Origin of the sequence: Nocardia sp. NPDC050799 (assembly GCF_040654015.1) — a bacterium.
In the GTDB taxonomy this organism is placed as follows: domain Bacteria; phylum Actinomycetota; class Actinomycetes; order Mycobacteriales; family Mycobacteriaceae; genus Nocardia.
Window position 1 is genome coordinate 1 of the sequence record NZ_JBFAHF010000069.1, and the last position, 16284, is coordinate 16284.

Annotated in this window: 17 protein-coding genes; all 17 read right to left on the reverse strand. The window is 66.1% G+C overall.

Annotated elements, in window-relative coordinates; translation table 11 throughout:
* Positions 1 to 405 precede the first annotated feature (405 nt).
* Positions 406 to 1665 carry a UDP-N-acetylglucosamine 1-carboxyvinyltransferase gene (gene murA, locus AB0H42_RS34735; protein WP_357063910.1) on the reverse strand — a complete coding sequence of 420 codons (1260 nt, stop codon included), beginning with the start codon at positions 1663 to 1665 and terminating at the stop codon, positions 406 to 408.
* A gap of 154 nt (positions 1666 to 1819) precedes the next feature.
* Positions 1820 to 2452, reverse strand: coding sequence for a cob(I)yrinic acid a,c-diamide adenosyltransferase (locus AB0H42_RS34740; RefSeq protein WP_357063913.1), 633 nt, complete (start codon positions 2450 to 2452; stop codon positions 1820 to 1822).
* A gap of 106 nt (positions 2453 to 2558) precedes the next feature.
* Entirely contained in the window at positions 2559 to 2981 is a 423-nt protein-coding gene (locus tag AB0H42_RS34745) for a DUF2550 domain-containing protein (RefSeq protein ID WP_063131416.1), read from the reverse strand.
* Positions 2982 to 3242: 261 nt separating this feature from the next.
* Positions 3243 to 3623, reverse strand: coding sequence for a F0F1 ATP synthase subunit epsilon (locus AB0H42_RS34750; protein ID WP_357063916.1), 381 nt, complete (start codon positions 3621 to 3623; stop codon positions 3243 to 3245).
* 6 nt (positions 3624 to 3629) lie between these two features.
* A complete protein-coding gene (gene atpD / locus AB0H42_RS34755; RefSeq protein WP_063131414.1) occupies positions 3630 to 5078 on the reverse strand; it encodes a F0F1 ATP synthase subunit beta in 1449 nt (482 codons plus the stop codon).
* Positions 5079 to 5100: 22 nt separating this feature from the next.
* Positions 5101 to 6072 carry a F0F1 ATP synthase subunit gamma gene (locus AB0H42_RS34760; protein WP_357063919.1) on the reverse strand — a complete coding sequence of 324 codons (972 nt, stop codon included), beginning with the start codon at positions 6070 to 6072 and terminating at the stop codon, positions 5101 to 5103.
* Between the two features lie 61 nt (positions 6073 to 6133).
* The gene (gene atpA, locus AB0H42_RS34765; protein ID WP_357063921.1) at positions 6134 to 7771 is read right to left on the reverse strand and encodes a F0F1 ATP synthase subunit alpha; all 1638 of its coding nucleotides are present in this window, start codon (positions 7769 to 7771) and stop codon (positions 6134 to 6136) included.
* Positions 7772 to 7850: 79 nt separating this feature from the next.
* Positions 7851 to 8660, reverse strand: coding sequence for a F0F1 ATP synthase subunit delta (locus tag AB0H42_RS34770; protein ID WP_357063924.1), 810 nt, complete (start codon positions 8658 to 8660; stop codon positions 7851 to 7853).
* Positions 8661 to 8679: 19 nt separating this feature from the next.
* Complete coding sequence (locus AB0H42_RS34775) at positions 8680 to 9240, reverse strand: F0F1 ATP synthase subunit B (RefSeq protein WP_357063927.1); 561 nt, start codon at positions 9238 to 9240, stop codon at positions 8680 to 8682.
* A gap of 5 nt (positions 9241 to 9245) precedes the next feature.
* Complete coding sequence (locus tag AB0H42_RS34780; RefSeq protein WP_030522398.1) at positions 9246 to 9494, reverse strand: ATP synthase F0 subunit C; 249 nt, start codon at positions 9492 to 9494, stop codon at positions 9246 to 9248.
* 77 nt (positions 9495 to 9571) lie between these two features.
* Positions 9572 to 10297 carry a F0F1 ATP synthase subunit A gene (gene atpB, locus AB0H42_RS34785; protein WP_030522399.1) on the reverse strand — a complete coding sequence of 242 codons (726 nt, stop codon included), beginning with the start codon at positions 10295 to 10297 and terminating at the stop codon, positions 9572 to 9574.
* A 395-nt stretch (positions 10298 to 10692) separates the two neighbouring features.
* Positions 10693 to 11160 (reverse strand): hypothetical protein, encoded by a 468-nt coding sequence (locus tag AB0H42_RS34790; RefSeq protein ID WP_357063930.1) that lies wholly within the window; start codon positions 11158 to 11160, stop codon positions 10693 to 10695.
* Between the two features lie 10 nt (positions 11161 to 11170).
* Positions 11171 to 12337, reverse strand: a complete 1167-nt coding sequence (locus tag AB0H42_RS34795; RefSeq protein WP_357063933.1) for an MraY family glycosyltransferase — start codon at positions 12335 to 12337, stop codon at positions 11171 to 11173.
* Positions 12338 to 12398: 61 nt separating this feature from the next.
* Positions 12399 to 13064, reverse strand: a complete 666-nt coding sequence (locus AB0H42_RS34800) for an L-threonylcarbamoyladenylate synthase (protein ID WP_357063936.1) — start codon at positions 13062 to 13064, stop codon at positions 12399 to 12401.
* A 310-nt stretch (positions 13065 to 13374) separates the two neighbouring features.
* On the reverse strand, positions 13375 to 14250 hold the full coding sequence (prmC, locus tag AB0H42_RS34805) for a peptide chain release factor N(5)-glutamine methyltransferase (protein WP_357063938.1): 876 nt from the start codon (positions 14248 to 14250) through the stop codon (positions 13375 to 13377).
* A 100-nt stretch (positions 14251 to 14350) separates the two neighbouring features.
* Positions 14351 to 15427 carry a peptide chain release factor 1 gene (gene prfA, locus AB0H42_RS34810; protein WP_357063940.1) on the reverse strand — a complete coding sequence of 359 codons (1077 nt, stop codon included), beginning with the start codon at positions 15425 to 15427 and terminating at the stop codon, positions 14351 to 14353.
* Positions 15428 to 15526: 99 nt separating this feature from the next.
* Positions 15527 to 15757 carry a 50S ribosomal protein L31 gene (gene rpmE / locus AB0H42_RS34815; protein WP_030522405.1) on the reverse strand — a complete coding sequence of 77 codons (231 nt, stop codon included), beginning with the start codon at positions 15755 to 15757 and terminating at the stop codon, positions 15527 to 15529.
* Positions 15758 to 16284: the final 527 nt, after the last annotated feature.

Genomic DNA, 16284 nt, shown 5'->3' on the forward strand with positions numbered 1-16284 from the left:
CCTCCACACGGGGGTATGAAGAACCGAAACCAAATTAAATATTTGGCACTGACATTCATCAACACACTATTGAGTTCTCAAAGAACACACGCACATACCATCTGGTGACTTTAAGTCATTCGATCGGTGAGGCAACTTCTCAAGCTTAGCTCATCCGTTTTTCCGATTGCAAATCGGCGTCCCGGTCGAGCCAGTGTGATCGCCAGGCGCTCCTCGTCCTACCTCGTTTCCCTGGTCCCTCCGGCTCAGCGTTTCCGCCTTGCTCCGGGCCCCGGGTCGGTGTCCGTGTCGCTCTGACTTGGATAAAGTTACGTGGCATCCAATTCAATGTCAAATCGCCTGGTCAAAGCGACTTTTCAGCGACTGTTTCCGAGACCGTTACCGAACCCGGGCCGCCGAGAACGGTCAGGTTCCCACTCCCACCCGTTCCACGCCGGCTCCGAGCGCCTGGAGTTTCTCCACGAAGTTCGGATATCCCCGGTCGATGTGGAAAACGTCGTGCACTTCCGTCACTCCGTCGGCGACGAGGCCCGCGAGGACCAGTCCGGCGCCGGCGCGGATATCGGAGGACCACACCGGTGCGCTGGAGAGCCGGGGAATACCGCGGACCACCGCGTGATGCCCGTCGGTCCGGGCATCGGCACCGAGCCGGATCATCTCCTCGACGAACCGGAAGCGCGCTTCGAAGACGTTCTCGGTGATCATCGAGGTGCCATCCGCGATCGCCGCCAGGCCGATGGCCATCGGCTGCAGATCCGTGGGGAAGCCGGGGAACGGCAGGGTGGAGAAGTTGACCGCGCGCGGGCGATCGGGCTGCACGACCCGGAAACCCTCGGGTTCGAACGAAATCCGCGCGCCGGCCGACCGCAGCTTGTCCAGGACCAGTGCCAGATGCTGGGGATTGACCCCGGTCACCCGCACATCGCCCCTTGTCATGGCGGCGGCGATACCCCAGGTGGCCGCGACGATTCGGTCGCCGATCACCCGGTGCGTGATCGGCGACAGTCGTTTCACGCCGTGGATGGTGAGCACCGAGGTACCCGCACCGCGGATGCGCGCACCCATCTGGGTGAGCATGGTGCACAGGTCGACGATGTCGGGTTCGCGCGCGGCGTTGTCGATCACCGTCTCCCCCTGTGCCAGCACCGCGGCCATGAGGATGTTCTCGGTGGCACCGACCGACGGGAAATCCAGCCGGATACGCGCACCCTGCAGCTCCTCGGCCCGGGCGACCACGCATCCGTGCTCGATCTCGCTGGTCGCACCGAGCAACCGCAGCCCGGCCTGGTGCATATCGAGAGGCCGGGAACCGATGGCGTCACCACCGGGCAGCGCCACCACCGCACGTTTACAGCGGGCCATCAACGGGCCGAGGACACAGACCGAGGCACGGAACTGGGTCACCGCCGGAAAATCCGCGTGGTATTTGGGTTCGGCCGGGGTGTCGATCGTCACCACATCGCCGGAAACCTCGACGTCGCATCCGAGACCGCGCAGGACCTCGGCCATCAGAGGCACATCGAGGATGTCCGGACAGTTCGTGATGGTGGTCTTGCCTTCGGTGAGCAGGGCAGCGGCCATCAGTTTCAGGACGCTGTTCTTGGCGCCTCCTACCGAGACCTCACCGACCAGCCGGTTGCCGCCAGTTACCAAAAACCGTTCCATGCCGCCTCTCCGAGTATTCGGCGCACCAGTGAGTGCAAGGATAGAGCGCCCACGATCGCATTGCGCTGCCGGTCGAGACAACGCCGAGCCCTCGCGCGCGGCGGCTCGGCCACCCGATCGCCAGGAGCAGTTTCCACCGTCCGGACGGAATCCGTCAGCTTTCGGGCGCGGGACCCGCGCCCGGTCCGTCCGGAGTCGTCGCGCCGGCCTCGTCCTTGCGTCCACCACCGGGCTGCCAGAGCACATCACCGTCGGGATTGGTGTGGCGGCTGAGAATGAACAGCAGATCCGACAGCCGGTTGAGATATTTGGCCGGTAGCGCGCTGGTGTCGCCGGGATGCGCTTCCACGGCAGCCCACGCCGAGCGTTCGGCGCGCCGGACGACCGTGCGGGCGGTGTGCAGCAGCGCGGCGAGCGGGGTCCCGCCGGGCAGGATGAACGAATCGAGCGGGGCCAGCTCGGCATTGAACCGGTCACACCACTGTTCCAGGCGTTCGATATAGCTCGCGGTGATGCGCAGCGGCGGATATTTCGGGTTCTTCACCACCGGAGTGGACAGATCCGCGCCCGCGTCGAAGAGGTCGTTCTGGACCCCGCGCAGGACGACTGTCAGTTCCGGATCCGGGCCGCCGAGGGCGATCGCGACCCCCAGGGCGGCATTGGCCTCATCGCAGTCCGCGTAGGCGATCAGCCGTGGATCGGTTTTCGGCACCCGGGAGAAATCACTGAGACCGGTGGTCCCGTCGTCGCCGGTGCGGGTGTAGATCCGCGTCAAATGCACGCTCACAGGACCACCCTAACGCCCGTCCGGCCGACCGAGGGGTTGCGGCGGATGCGCATTTGCGCCGTACTGCCCGCCCGGGCAGGCCCGGTCGAGGGCGGACCTCCCGGGCTCAGTGGCCGCGCAGCCGGCGGGCCCGCTCCGAAGGCCGTGACTCGACCCAGGACAGGAACGCGGTCAACGCCGCGCGATCCAGTGCCAGCTCGTAATCGCCGTGGCGATCGGACACCCCGATCACCGCGATCCCGTCGGTCATGATGTCGTACTCGTCACCCTGCGGACCGCGGCGTTCACCGATCTCGATACCGCGCCGGCGGATCACCGAATCGGCGCCGAGCTTGAGGCTGGTGAGTTTGAAGAAGACGAGGTGATCCTCGTCGTAGCGGATGACGCCGTGGCGCCAGCGTTCCCCTCCGCGAGCCGGGAGTACGCGCAGGATGGCCGCGGTGCCGCCGCGCCGCAACATGACCAGGCGATATGTGGAAACCAGAGCCAATGCGACCAGCACGAGCACCAGAATGATCAGAAGCACCATCCCGGTCTGCAATGCTGCACATCCCTTCGCTCATCCGAGGCGATCGCCGGATCGGACCGGCAGATGCACCCGCGGCCATTCAACCACGAACCAGTTTACAAATGGCACGGGGATGTCTCGGATAATGCGACGTCATCGATCCCGGAGGCGTCCGTGGGCAACGCCGGTGTCAACAGGGGCACCGACAAAACGGCTCCGGCCGGCGACGAGGGATCGTCGCCGGCCGGAGCCGAGATCATTCTGTTGTGCTCCCGTGGGAGATCAGGACGCCGCGCCGGCCTGTTCCACCGCGCGGACCCGGCCCTGGGCGGCCAGCTGGGCCTCCGCGGACGCCGATCCGTCGGACAGCACCTGACGGGCGGCCGCGACATCGACCTCGGTGGAGAACTCGGCGGACTCCGCCAAGACCCGCACCGTATCGGCGGTGACCGAGAAGAAGCCGCCGTGGACCGCGGCCACGATCCGGGTGCCATCGGTATCGACGATGGTCACCGTGCCGCCCTCGACCAGCTGGCCGAGCAGCGGCTCGTGACCGGGCATGATGCCGATCTGTCCCTCGGTGGTCTGGGCACTGACGAAACTCGCCCGGCCCGACCAGAGCCGCCGCTCGACCGCGACGAGATCAACTGACATATCCGCCATGAAGGACTACTTTCCGGCGATCTTCTTCGCGGCCGCCTCGACATCGTCGAGACCACCGCAGCTGTTGAACGCCTGCTCCGGGAAGTGGTCGAATTCGCCCTTGCAGACCCGGTCGAAGTCGTCGATGGTCTGTTCCAGCGGCACGACCGAACCGGGCTGACCGGTGAACTTCTCGGCCACGATGAAGTTCTGGCCGAGGAACTTCTCGAGACGGCGGGCCCGGCCGACGAGGACCTTGTCCTCTTCGGAGAGCTCGTCCATACCGAGGATGGCGATGATGTCCTGCAGTTCCTTGTACTTCTGCAGGATCCGCTTCACCTCGTTGGCCACCGCGAAGTGCCGGTCGCCGACGATCGAGGCCTCGAGGATACGAGAGGTCGAGGTCAGCGGGTCGACGGCGGGGTAGATGCCCTTCTGCGAAATCGGGCGGGAAAGCTCCGTGGTCGCGTCCAGGTGGGCGAAGGTGGTCGCCGGCGCCGGGTCGGTGTAGTCGTCGGCGGGGACGTAGATCGCCTGCAGCGAGGTGATCGAACGACCACGAGTCGAGGTGATGCGCTCCTGCAGTTCACCCATCTCGTCGGCCAGGGTGGGCTGGTAACCGACAGCGGAGGGCATCCGGCCCAGCAGGGTCGAGACCTCGGAACCGGCCTGGGTGAACCGGAAGATGTTGTCGATGAACAGCAGCACGTCCTGGTGCTTCACATCGCGGAAGTACTCCGCCATGGTCAGCGCCGACAGAGCGACGCGCATACGGGTGCCCGGCGGCTCGTCCATCTGGCCGAAGACGAGGGCGGTGTCCTGGAGGACGCCCATCTCTTCCATTTCCAGGTGCAGATCGGTGCCCTCACGAGTGCGCTCACCGACGCCGGCGAACACCGACGTACCGGAGAACTCCCGCGCGATACGGGTGATCATCTCCTGGATCAGAACGGTCTTGCCGACACCGGCACCACCGAACAGACCGATCTTGCCACCCTTCACGTACGGGGTCAGCAGGTCGAGCACCTTGACGCCGGTCTCGAGGATTTCGGTCTTGCCCTCGAGCTGGTCGAAGCTCGGCGGCTTCCGGTGGATGCCCCACTGCTCGCCGTCGCGGCCGAGGCCGGGGCTGTCGAGGCAGTCGCCGAGAGCGTTGAACACGTGCCCCTTGACCACATCGCCGACCGGCACCGAGATCGGCTTACCGGAGTCACGAACCTCGGCGCCGCGGACCAGGCCGTCGGTGGGCTGCATCGAGATGGTGCGCACGATGTTGTCACCGAGGTGCTGGGCGACCTCGAGGGTCAACGTCTTGGCCACCGACTTCAGCGTGATCTCGGCGGCAAGGGCGTTGAACAGTTCTGGGATGGAACCCCGCGGGAATTCGACGTCCACGACGGGGCCGATGACGCGGACCACGCGGCCACTGGCGGCGCCGGTCCGGCTCGAGTCTTCTCGAGTAACAGCTGCGGTCATTTCTAGGTTCTCTTCCTGCGTCTCAGTCGCGTTCCGAGCTGGCCGCCAGGGCGTTCACGCCGCCGACGATTTCGCTGATTTCCTGCGTGATGTTGGCCTGCCGCAACGAGTTGGCCTGCCGGGACAGGGAACTCGCCAATTCATTGGCGTTGTCGGTGGCCGCCTTCATTGCGGTGCGCCGAGCCGCATGCTCGGATGCCGCTGCGTCGAGCAACGACGCGTAGATCCGCGTATTGATGTACTTGGGCAGCAGGGCCGCCAGGAGTACATCGGCGTCGGGCTCGAATTCGTACTGCGCGTGCACATCGGCCGTGGGCGAATCGGTGAGCATATCGTCGCCCAGGTCGAAGCTCTCGTCGACGAAGGAGATCTGGATCGGCGCCATCCGGCGCACCTCCGGCGTCTGCGACAGCATGCTCACGAACCGGGTGTAGACGATATGGAGTTCGTCCACACCCGCGATCGAGCCGGTACCGTCCGGTGCCGGCACTTCGCCCGCGGACCCGGCCATGAAGCTGTCGACCAGGTGGTTACAGGCCGCCGAGGCATCCGGGTAGTTCGGCTGCTGGGAGAACCCGGTCCACGAGGCGACCGGCCGCCGATCGCGGAAGGTGTAGTACGTCAGGCCCTTGCTGCCCATGACGTACAGCACCGGTTCCTTGCCCTCATCACGCAGGGTGGTCATCAGCTCCTCGGCGCGTTTGAGCACATTGGAGTTGTAACCGCCACACTGACCACTGTCGCTGGTGATCACCAGCACAGCGGAACGCTTCGGGTCCGGACGTTCGGTGAGCAGCGGATGCGACAGATTCTTCGACGCACTCGCCAGCTCCGCGACCACCTTGGTGATCTCTTCCGCGTACGGCTTGGCGGCCGCCACCCGGGCCTGGGCCTTGGAGATGCGCGAAGTCGCGATCAGCTCCTGGGCCTTGGTGATCTTCTTGATCGAGTTGATACCACGAATACGGGAGCGCAGCTCGCGCAAGTTGGCCATCGGCGGTTCACACTCCCTTCGTTCGCGGCGTTACAGGAAAACAGCGCATGGTTCGCCCGGTCTACTTCTCGACGTGCTTGCGGGTGACCGACAGCGATTCGACCTCTTCGTGCCCGAGTTCGTCGGCGCCCGGTTCGTTCACCACACGGGTGCCGTCGGAGGCCAGGAAGCCCTGCTTGAAGTTGTCGGTCGCGGTCTTGATCTGCTCGGCGGCGTCGCCGTCGAGCACCTTGCCACCCGCGATGCTCGTGAAGGCATCGGCGGCATTGCTGTGCAGATCCTCGAGCAGCTCGGTGTTGAACCGGCGAATGTCACCGACAGGCACCGAGTCGTAGTAGCCGCCGTCGACCAGGTAGATCGAAACGATCTGATCCTCGAGCGCCACCGGCGTGTACTGGTCCTGCTTGAGCAGCTCCACCCAGCGGGCACCACGCTCCAGCTGGGCCAGCGAGGCGGCGTCCAGGTCGGAGGCGAACGCGGAGAAGGCTTCCAGCTCGCGGTACTGCGCCATTTCCAGACGCAGCGAACCGGCGACCTTCTTCATGCCCTTGGTCTGCGCGGCGCCACCGACACGGGAGACCGAGGTACCGACGTTGATCGCCGGGCGGACGCCCTTGTTGAACAGGTCGGACTCCAGGAAGACCTGGCCGTCGGTGATGGAGATGACGTTGGTCGGGATGAAGGCCGAGATGTCGTTCGCCTTGGTCTCGATGATCGGCAGGCCGGTCATCGAACCGCCGCCCATCTCGTCGGAGAGCTTGGCGCAACGTTCCAGCAGCCGCGAGTGCAGGTAGAAGACGTCACCCGGGTAGGCCTCGCGGCCCGGCGGGCGGCGCAGCAGCAGCGAGATGGCGCGGTAGGCCTCGGCCTGCTTGGTCAGGTCGTCGAACACGATCAGGACGTGCTTGCCCTGGTACATCCAGTGCTGGCCGATGGCCGAACCGGTGTAGGGGGCCAGCCACTTGAAGCCGGCGGAATCGGAGGCCGGGGCGGCGACGATGGTGGTGTACTCCAGTGCGCCGTGCTCCTCGAGGGCCGATTTCACGCCCGCGATGGTGGAGCCCTTCTGGCCGATCGCCACGTAGATGCAGCGCACCTGCTTGGCCGGATCGCCCGACTCCCAGTTGGCCTTCTGGTTCAGGATCGTATCGATGCAGACCGCGGTCTTACCGGTCTTACGGTCGCCGATCACCAGCTGACGCTGGCCGCGGCCGATGGCGGTCAGTGCATCGATGGCGGTGATACCGGTGGCCATAGGCTCCTCGACCGGCTGCCGCTCCAGCACGGTGGCGGCCTGCAGTTCGAGGACGCGACGGTCCTCGGCCTCGATCTCGCCCAGACCGTCGATCGGCTGGCCGAGCGGGTTCACGACACGGCCGAGGAACTTGTCGCCGACCGGGACCGAGAGCACGTCGCCGGTGCGGCGCACCTGCTGGCCCTCCTCGAGATCGGCGTACTCGCCGAGCACGACGGCACCGATTTCACGGTCCTCGAGGTTCAGCGCGACGCCGAGCACCCCGCCCGGGAATTCGAGCAGCTCGTTGGCCATGGCCGAAGGCAAGCCGCTGACGTGCGCGATGCCGTCACTGGTATCGGTAACGACACCGACTTCCTCGATGGAGGTTTCCGGGGTGTAGCTCTGGGTGTAGCTTTCGATCGCGCTACGGATCTCGTCGGAGGAGATCGTCAGCTCCGCCATGTTCTTCCTGCTCTCGGTCTCTGGTCTGGAATGTCGGGGGTGTTGAGCGGTTCGCGCCGGACCGGTGCCCGGCACCCCGCTAGGTCAGCGAGCGGCGCAACCGGTCCAGTCGGCCGATCGCGCTGCCGTCGATCACATCGTCGCCGATGCGCACGACGAGCCCGCTCAACAGTTCGGGATCGACCTCGACATGCACGGTGACAGCCTTGTTGTAGATACGCGCCAGGGCGCCGCCCAGCCGTTCACGCTGGGAGTCGGTCAGCTCGATCGCCGACCGGACGTGCGCGACGATCTGTTCGCGCCGGGCCGCGGCCAGGTCGGACAGTTCGTCGAAGGCCACACCGATCCCGGCACGCTGCCTGGTCACCACCTGTTCGGCGAGAGCCCGGGTGATGGTCTCGGACTTACCGGACAGCAGCCGCTCGAGCAGTTCCCGTTTGGCCGCCGCCGAGGCGGCGCGGTCGGACAGGGCCTGTTCCAGCTCCGGGTTGTCGGCGATGATCCGGCCGAAGCGGAACAGTTCGTCCTCGACGGCGGTCAACCGGCCCTTTTCGGAAGCCGATTCCAGGTATGCCAGCTGACCGAGCAGCACCAGAGTGTCGACCAGGTCCCGGGCGCGCGACCAGTCCTGGGCGACCGCAGTGGTCAGCACCGCCTGAGTGGCAGCGCTGACCTGGCTCCCGAAGATCCGCTCGCTCAGTTCGGCGCGGACCGAACCGGGCACCGATACGTCCGCGAGCGCCACACGCAGCGGACGCTGGTCGTCCAGTACGTCGACAACGGCGAACAGTTCGGACCCCGTCGTGGCCGCAACACCGTTGCTTCCGGTCAGTGCGGCCCGAAGCGCCTCCTTGGACCGGGAGCTGGCCTCACGGCTCGCTGCGTACATGGTTTTCACTCCTCCGTCGTTACCTTCCGACCCCGATACCGGCGTCCGAACGGTCGATCTCGTCGAGGAATCGCTCGATCGTCGCGGCCTGTTTGGCCTCGTCCGATACCGACTGCCCGATGATCTTCTCGGCCAGGTCCACCGCGGTGCGGCCGACCTCGGCACGCAGCTCGGTCAGGATCTGCTGGCGCTGGGCTTCCAGCTGGGTGTGCCCGGCCGCGACGATACGGTCGCTCTCGGCCTGGGCGTCGGCCTTGATCTGGGCGAGGATCTGCTGGCCCTGGGTGCGGGCGTCTTCGCGGATCTTCGCGGCTTCCAGACGGGCGTCGGCCAGCTGCTTCTGGTACTGCTGCAGCGTCTCCTGGGCTTCGGCCTGTGCGGCCTCGGCCCGATCGATGCCACCCTCGATCTTGTCGGCGCGCTCGTCCAGCACCTTCATCAGGCGTGGAACAGCGTATTTGTAGACCACGAAGGCGATAATCGCCACGCAGACCGCCGACCAGACGATGTCGTACGTCGCGGGGATGAGAGGATTCACATCCTCTCCCTCTTCCGCTGCGAGCAGAATGAACTCGTTCATCGGAATCAGAAGATGAAGCCGGCGACGAGACCGATCAGCGCCAGGGCTTCGGTGAACGCGATGCCGAGGAACATGTTGGTCCGGATGGTGCCGGAGAGCTCCGGCTGGCGGGCAATACCCTCGATCGCCTTACCGACGACGATACCGACGCCGATGCCGGGGCCGATCGCGGCCAGGCCGTAGCCGACAGCGCCGAGGCCCTTCAGCGTGGATTCGTTGGTGGCAGCTTCCTGGGCCAGGTACGAGAGGCTCATGAGTCTTCCATTCCCTTTCTGTTGCTCACCCGCCGGACGGCGTGGTGCAGCAGGTCCTTATCGGTTGTTCCGGTCGGTCAGTGTTCGTCGGCGTGCTGGGCAAGGCTGATGTACACGGCGGTCAGCAACGCGAACACATAGGCCTGCAGGAAAATGACCAGCAGCTCGAACAGCGTGAATGCGAGCCCGCCCAGCAGCGAGAAGGGCGAGAACACCTTCATCCAGGCGTCCGCGTCGAAGAGGAAGAACTGGGTCGCGCTGAAGAACAGCACCAACATGATGTGACCGGCGAGCATATTGGCCATGAGTCGGACGGTCAGCGTGAAGGGCCGCAGCACGAAGGTCGAGATGAACTCGATCGGAATGAGCAGCACGTGCATGGCCGGCGGAACATTCGGAACGACGATGCTGCTGCGCATATAGGTGAAGAAGCCGTACTTCTTGATGCCCACATAGTTGAACGCGATGTACGCGATCACGGCCAGTACCAGCGGCATGCCGATACGCGCGTTCGACGAGATGTTCAGACCGGGGATCACACCCGAGAAGTTCAGGAACAGGACGGTGAAGAAGATCGTCGCGATCAGCGGGAAGAACTTGCGGCCGTTTTCCTTGCCGAGGATCTCGTCACAGATCTGCTCCTTGACGAAGACCAGGCCCATTTCGCCGACATTCTGCAGCCGTTTCGGCACGATTCGCGGGGTCCGGAACGCCAGGAACAGGAAGGCGATCAGGACGGCGGTCATCACGAGCCGGACCAGCATCAGCCGATCGAGTTCGAAGGGGGTCCCTTCGAACAGCACCGCCGGAGGGAAGAAGTCGGTTAGCGACGGCGCGTGAAACTCCGCGGCCAAGGTAGTGACGCTCAGCGTTCTCTCCCGTGTTCGGGCCGCGGGATGTTTTCGCTCCCGCGGTTCGATCGGACATTGACGATCAATGTGGGTCGACTGAGGTCGGCTCGAGGTCGTCAGCAGCTGTAGCGGCGATCCGCGCTGGCGTCTGTACGTGTGTCGGCGACATCGTCGACATGCAGAACCGAGCCCTTTACGAGCACGGCACGGCAGTAGCATAGCGGTAGCTGGTCGGACCGGGTCGGCGCCCCTGGCTTAGTCGCTTGCTTACCAACACTTTACCAAGAGAACTACGACAACGTGTAGCGGGGGCGAGGTAATCTACGACAAATTGTCGTAGATCCTGGTCAGCCCTGGTCGGAGTCTCCTTTTCCACCCTGCTCAGAGACGGTTACATAGGGGACCTTCTGTCGCAATACACCGTAAGTTTCGGCCCCCAGCACGATGACCAGGGCCCCCACGACGGTCAGGAACAGCGCCACCCGGTCGTAGAACTCGAATCGTTGCAGAACGGCGACGACGATCAGCGCCACCAGCAGCTTCCCGACCCAGCTGACCAGCATGATCAGCCCGGCGGTGGACGGCGGAAGTTTCGCGCCGAGCAGCACGACCACCGCCGTGGTCAGGATGAAACCCCCACCGATCGCGGCACCCAGCAGCGCGCCCCACAGTCCGGCGGTTCCGGCCAGCGCTGTCGCGATGGCCGCCGCCAGCACCGTCAAAACAACCAGACCGATCAGTCCATAGCGCAACGCCGCACGGAGCGGGGCATCGGCGCTATCGGGGGTGCTGGGACCGGCAGAACTCGTGGACACGGCCCGAACTCTACCCGGAGTCGGAAGCCGAGCCCGCCGCGTCCCGGCGCGCCTGCCGCCGCCACAACCCCGGAACAGCGGTTACGACCAGCGCGAACAGGAGGCCGGCGGCCATCATCAGCACCACCACGCGGCGGTCCATCACCGAGGTGCCGACCGCGCCGAACGCGAGGATGCCGACCCACAGGTAGATCACCAGTACCACCCGGCGCTGCGAATGCCCGATCTGCAGCAGCCGGTGGTGCAGATGCATCTTGTCGGGCGTGGAGAAGCTGACCCCGGCCCGCACCCGGCGCACGATCGCCAGCAGCAGATCCAGCACCGGAATGAACATCACCGCGCCGACCAGCAGCAGCGGCGAGAGCAGGCCGACGATATCGCGCGGCCCGTAACCCTGCAGCGGGATCCGGCCGGACGCACTGGTCGACACCGCGGCCAGCACCAACCCGATCAGCATGGATCCGGAATCTCCCATGAAGATCCGGGCCGGCGAGAAATTGTGCGGCAGGAACCCGAGGCAGGCCCCGGCCATGGCGGCGGCCAGTAGCGCGGGCGGATAGCTGTCCACCGAACCGCCCTGTTCGGTGAGCAGGCCGACCGCGAAAGCGAACACCGCGAACGAAGCGATCAGGCCCAGGCCTGCGGCCAGCCCGTCCAGGCCGTCGACGAAGTTCATGGCGTTGATCAGGGTCACCGCGACCGCGACGGTGACCAGGCCGCCCTGCAATCCGTCGAGGACGACGGTGCTGTTGTTGAACGGGTCGTAGATCAGGTACCAGCCCAGGCCCATCACCGCCATCACTCCGGCGGCAGTGACCTGACCGGCGAATTTGGTGAGCGCGTCCAAGCCCCACCGATCGTCCACGATCCCGACCCCGACGATGATCGTCGCCGCGACCAGCACGGCGGCGATATCGGGCCGGTAATCGAAGCCGCGGCGCAGCGCCGGCAACTGATGAGCGAACAAAACGGCCGCCACCACGCCGATGTACATACCCACCCCGCCCATGCGCGGGATCGGCTTCACGTGCACATCGCGGTCACGCGGAATGGCCACCGCGCCGAACCCGATCGCCAGCATCCGGATCCCGCCGGTGGCCAGAAAGGTCACCACCGCCGAGATCAGCAACACCAGCAGCAGCTCGCGCAGCGGGACGACCGCACCGTAACCGGTCATCGCGCCGACCACCACCCCGCGACCGGGGGTACCGCCCGCATCCTCATCGAAACCGCTACATTCACCGCGCGACGGACCCGATCAACGACTCGGCGGTGACTCCCAGCACTTCGGCGACCGCCTCGGTCGGCACCGCGCCCGCGCGCAGGACCCGCGGCTGATCAGCGGTGAGATCGACAATGGTGGACGGCTTCGCGTGCTGGGCCGGACCGCCGTCCAGGAATACACCCACCTGGGTGCCGAGCTGATCCCGCGCCTGCGACACATTCTCGGCCGCGGGCTTACCGGAAATATTGGCACTGGACACCGCCAGCGGACCGACCTCCTGCAACAACTCCAGCGCCACCGGATGCAACGGCATCCGCAGCATCACCGTGCCACGCGCCTCACCGAGATCCCAGGACAGCGAAGGAGCCTGCTGCACAACGATACTCAGCCCTCCGGGCCAGAACGCCCGGATCAGCTCACGAGCCTGCGGCCGCACCGAGAACACCAGGCCGTCGATCGTGTTCCACGAACCCACCAGCACCGGCACCGGCATATCCCGCCCCCGGCCCTTGGCCGCCAGCAACGACGCGACAGCAGCGGAATCGAACGCGTCGGCAGCCAGACCGTAAACCGTATCGGTGGGCACTACGACCAACCGCCCCGATCTCAGAGCACTGGTCGCCGCGGCCAGGCCGGCGGCGCGCGAGTCGGGATCGGCGCAGTCGTAGACGGTACTCACGCGCACAATAGTATGGCCCCGCCTTCGGCGGGGCGGGGTTGAGGCCCCCTTGGTCTCGCTGTTCCGGCCTCGAGACTCGCGCTTCGCGCATGCGCTTCGAGGCCGGAACGGCGAGACGGGCCTCAACCCTTTGAGGTGTCTCGTAAAACTCGACGCAACGGGTCACGTCGGCATTTCGATGTCCCGATCGGGTGCTGAGGCGAGCGCCTGGTGTGACCTTGTATTCGCGCAGCTACGCCAACAACCCTGCCCAAACGAACAAGCCGACCTCATAAGGGGTGGGCGCTCGCACGGCCGCGAATGGAACCGGTCAGCTCACCCGTACAGCGGCCACAAACCGTGGCTTCCCGGCCAGGTCCGGATGCTCCACGATCCCGGTGAATCGCCCGTCCGCCGCCAGTAGGCGCGCGAGTTCCCCGCCGTTGCTGTCGTCGTGCTCGATCGCCGCTCCCCCACCCGGCCGGAGCAGTCGGCCGATGAGCGGCACCAGGGGGCGGATCACGTTCAGGCCGTCGGGGCCGCCGAACAGGGCGCGGTGCGGGTCGTGGCCGGCCACCTCAGGGGACAGTTCGGCGCCGTCGGGTATATAGGGCGGGTTGGCGACGACGAGATCGACGTAACCGTCGAGTTCGGTGAGCAGATGCGGGTCGGTCACGTCGTCGTGGTGCAGGGTGATGGGGGTATCGCCGTCGGCGGCACGCTGGTCGGCGTTGCGGCGGGCCCAGCTCAGTGCGCCGGGATCCGATTCCACCGCGTGCACATCGGCATCGGGCCGGGCGTGGGCCACCGCGAGCGCGAGCGCGCCCGAACCCGTGCACAGATCCACCACCACCGGTGTGTGATCGTGGCGGACCGCCTCCAGGTGGGCGAGCGCCCAGGCGAACAACAACTCGGTCTCCGGGCGGGGCACGAAAACGCCGGGTCCCACCTCGAGATCGATCTCACCCATGAATGAGCGCCCGGTCAGATGCTGCAGCGGTACTCGCTCCGCCCGGCGCGCCACCAGCGCCCGAAAGTCGGCGAGCTGCTCCGCTCCGATCAGCGGGTTCAGCAGGAGCCGGGAGCGCTCCACACCCAGCACGTGCGCGGCGAGATGCTCGGCGTCCACCCGTGGGCTGGGCACTCCGGCGGCATCGAGAACTTCCATCGCCTCGGCGAGCACGGGGCGGAGCTGAACGCGAGTCACCGTGACATTCTGGCGGGTTGCCGGGCGCGGGGTCGAGGAGAGGGCTGTGTTTTTGGCGCGCCGGCGCGCGCGGGGTCGAAGGCGCCGCAAATAAACACAGCTACTCGGCCATGCGGGCGGCGCGGTCGGCGGTGGCCAGGGCATCCAGGAGGGCGTCCATTTCGCCGTTGAGGACCGCGTCCAGATTGTGGGACTTGTAGCCGATGCGGTGGTCGGCGATGCGGTTCTCCGGGAAGTTGTAGGTGCGGATGCGTTCGGAGCGGTCGACCGTGCGGATCTGCCCGGCCCGGCCCACCGCGGCTTCCTGTTCGGCCTGTTCTTCGGCCAGGGCCTGCAGGCGGGCGGCCAGGACCTGCATGGCGCGGGCCTTGTTCTGCAGCTGCGAGCGTTCGTTCTGGCAGGTGACGACGATCCCGGAGGGCAGGTGCGTGATGCGGACCGCCGAGTCGGTGGTGTTGACACCCTGGCCGCCCTTGCCGGAGGAGCGGTAGACGTCGATGCGCAGATCGCTTTCGTCGATCTGTACTTCTTCGACTTCGTCGGGTTCGGGGTAGATGAGGACGCCGGCGGCCGAGGTGTGGACCCGGCCCTGCGATTCGGTGACCGGCACCCGCTGCACCCGGTGCACGCCGCCTTCGAACTTGAACCGCGACCACACACCGTCGCGGGCGGCATCGCGGCTTTTGATCGACAGTGTCGCTTCTTTGTAACCGCCGAGGTCGGAGACGGCGGCGTCGAGAATCTCGACTTTCCAGCCGCGGCGTTCGGCGTACCGGACGTACATGCGGGCCAGGTCGGCGGCGAACAACGCCGACTCTTCGCCGCCTTCACCGGACTTCACCTCCAGCACCACATCGTCACCGTCGTGCGGGTCGCGGGGGGCGAGGAGATCGGCGAGTTGTTTCTCGAGTTCTTCGAGCTGTTCCTCGAGGCCGGGGACCTCGGCGGCGAATGCCGAATCGTCGGCGGCCAGTTCCCGGGCGGCTTCGAGGTCGTCGCGGGTGGCGGAGAGTTTCTTGTAGGTGGTCATCACCGGGGCCAGTTCGGCGAACCGCTTCCCGACCCGTCGCGCGGCGTCCGGGTCGTTGTGCAGGGCCGGGTCGGCCAGCTGGGTTTCCAGTCCGGCGTATTCGGCCAGCACATCGTCGATCGCGGACGGTGCGGTTTTCTCGGCCATGAACGTGGCTCCTACTCGAAAGGACGACGCGGGAAGGGCGGGCAGAAAAACACCAACGCCCGGCCTGCGACTGGGCAGGACCGGGCGTTGGCGAGAAAGCTACTTGGCGTCGGCTTCCTTCTTGGCACGCTTGCCGTAGCGGGCCTCGAAGCGGGCCACGCGACCACCGGTGTCCAGGATCTTCTGCTTGCCGGTGTAGAACGGGTGGCACTGCGAGCAGACCTCGACGGTGATGTGTCCCGATTCCTTGGTGGAGCGGGTCTGGAAGGTATTACCGCAACCGCAGACCACCGTGGTGTCGACGTAGGTCGGGTGAATTCCTGCCTTCATGGGTGTCCTCTCGATATTGGTCGCCGGGTCGCTCGGGCATCTACCTCGAACGTGAACCGGAACCGACTTCAGGCGGGATTGTCTGCGCGATTCGCAGACGCACGGCGGCCCAGTATGCCAGAACCACCGATGCCTGCTGCAACGCCCCCATCCCGGGGTTTGTTCCGCGAGCCCCCGTTGCTCATGTACCGAGCCTTGCCCGGATGCGGACCGAGAGGTTGCCGGAACGTCGATGGACCAGCAATGCGCCGGACCGGCCGCCGCTCTCATACTTCACGGGGAGATCGGGACGTCTGGCACCTGCGCGCCGTCGCCGCGCACGACCGGGCGGCCTGGGAGTCGGCGCGGCGGCTTGGCCTCTTCGAATTACTGCGTGGGCCGCGACAGGCTTGCCGGGAAACGGACAACCGTCGCGGCCCCAACTCGAAAACGACCAGTGGGTCGACCTTCTCGGAAGGTCGACCAGACGCCACCCCCGCCCCCCCCCAACAGCGGGCGCAGGCCCGCCCCCCACAGGCGGGGACCCT

What these genes read in the sequence shown, in the direction of transcription:
- AB0H42_RS34770 (WP_357063924.1), bottom strand. Translation starts at nt 8,660, where the DNA reads ATGTACGCAGCGAGCCGTGAGGCCAGCTCCCGGTCCAAGGAGGCGCTT.
- prfA (WP_357063940.1), bottom strand. Translation starts at nt 15,427, where the DNA reads ATGGCCGAGAAAACCGCACCGTCCGCGATCGACGATGTGCTGGCCGAA.
- AB0H42_RS34795 (WP_357063933.1), bottom strand. Translation starts at nt 12,337, where the DNA reads ATGACCGGTTACGGTGCGGTCGTCCCGCTGCGCGAGCTGCTGCTGGTG.
- rpmE (WP_030522405.1), bottom strand. Translation starts at nt 15,757, where the DNA reads ATGAAGGCAGGAATTCACCCGACCTACGTCGACACCACGGTGGTCTGC.
- AB0H42_RS34760 (WP_357063919.1), bottom strand. Translation starts at nt 6,072, where the DNA reads ATGGCCAACTTGCGCGAGCTGCGCTCCCGTATTCGTGGTATCAACTCG.
- atpA (WP_357063921.1), bottom strand. Translation starts at nt 7,771, where the DNA reads ATGGCGGAGCTGACGATCTCCTCCGACGAGATCCGTAGCGCGATCGAA.
- AB0H42_RS34775 (WP_357063927.1), bottom strand. Translation starts at nt 9,240, where the DNA reads ATGAACGAGTTCATTCTGCTCGCAGCGGAAGAGGGAGAGGATGTGAAT.
- murA (WP_357063910.1), bottom strand. Translation starts at nt 1,665, where the DNA reads ATGGAACGGTTTTTGGTAACTGGCGGCAACCGGCTGGTCGGTGAGGTC.
- AB0H42_RS34750 (WP_357063916.1), bottom strand. Translation starts at nt 3,623, where the DNA reads ATGGCGGATATGTCAGTTGATCTCGTCGCGGTCGAGCGGCGGCTCTGG.
- atpD (WP_063131414.1), bottom strand. Translation starts at nt 5,078, where the DNA reads ATGACCGCAGCTGTTACTCGAGAAGACTCGAGCCGGACCGGCGCCGCC.
- AB0H42_RS34745 (WP_063131416.1), bottom strand. Translation starts at nt 2,981, where the DNA reads ATGGTGCTTCTGATCATTCTGGTGCTCGTGCTGGTCGCATTGGCTCTG.
- AB0H42_RS34780 (WP_030522398.1), bottom strand. Translation starts at nt 9,494, where the DNA reads ATGAGCCTCTCGTACCTGGCCCAGGAAGCTGCCACCAACGAATCCACG.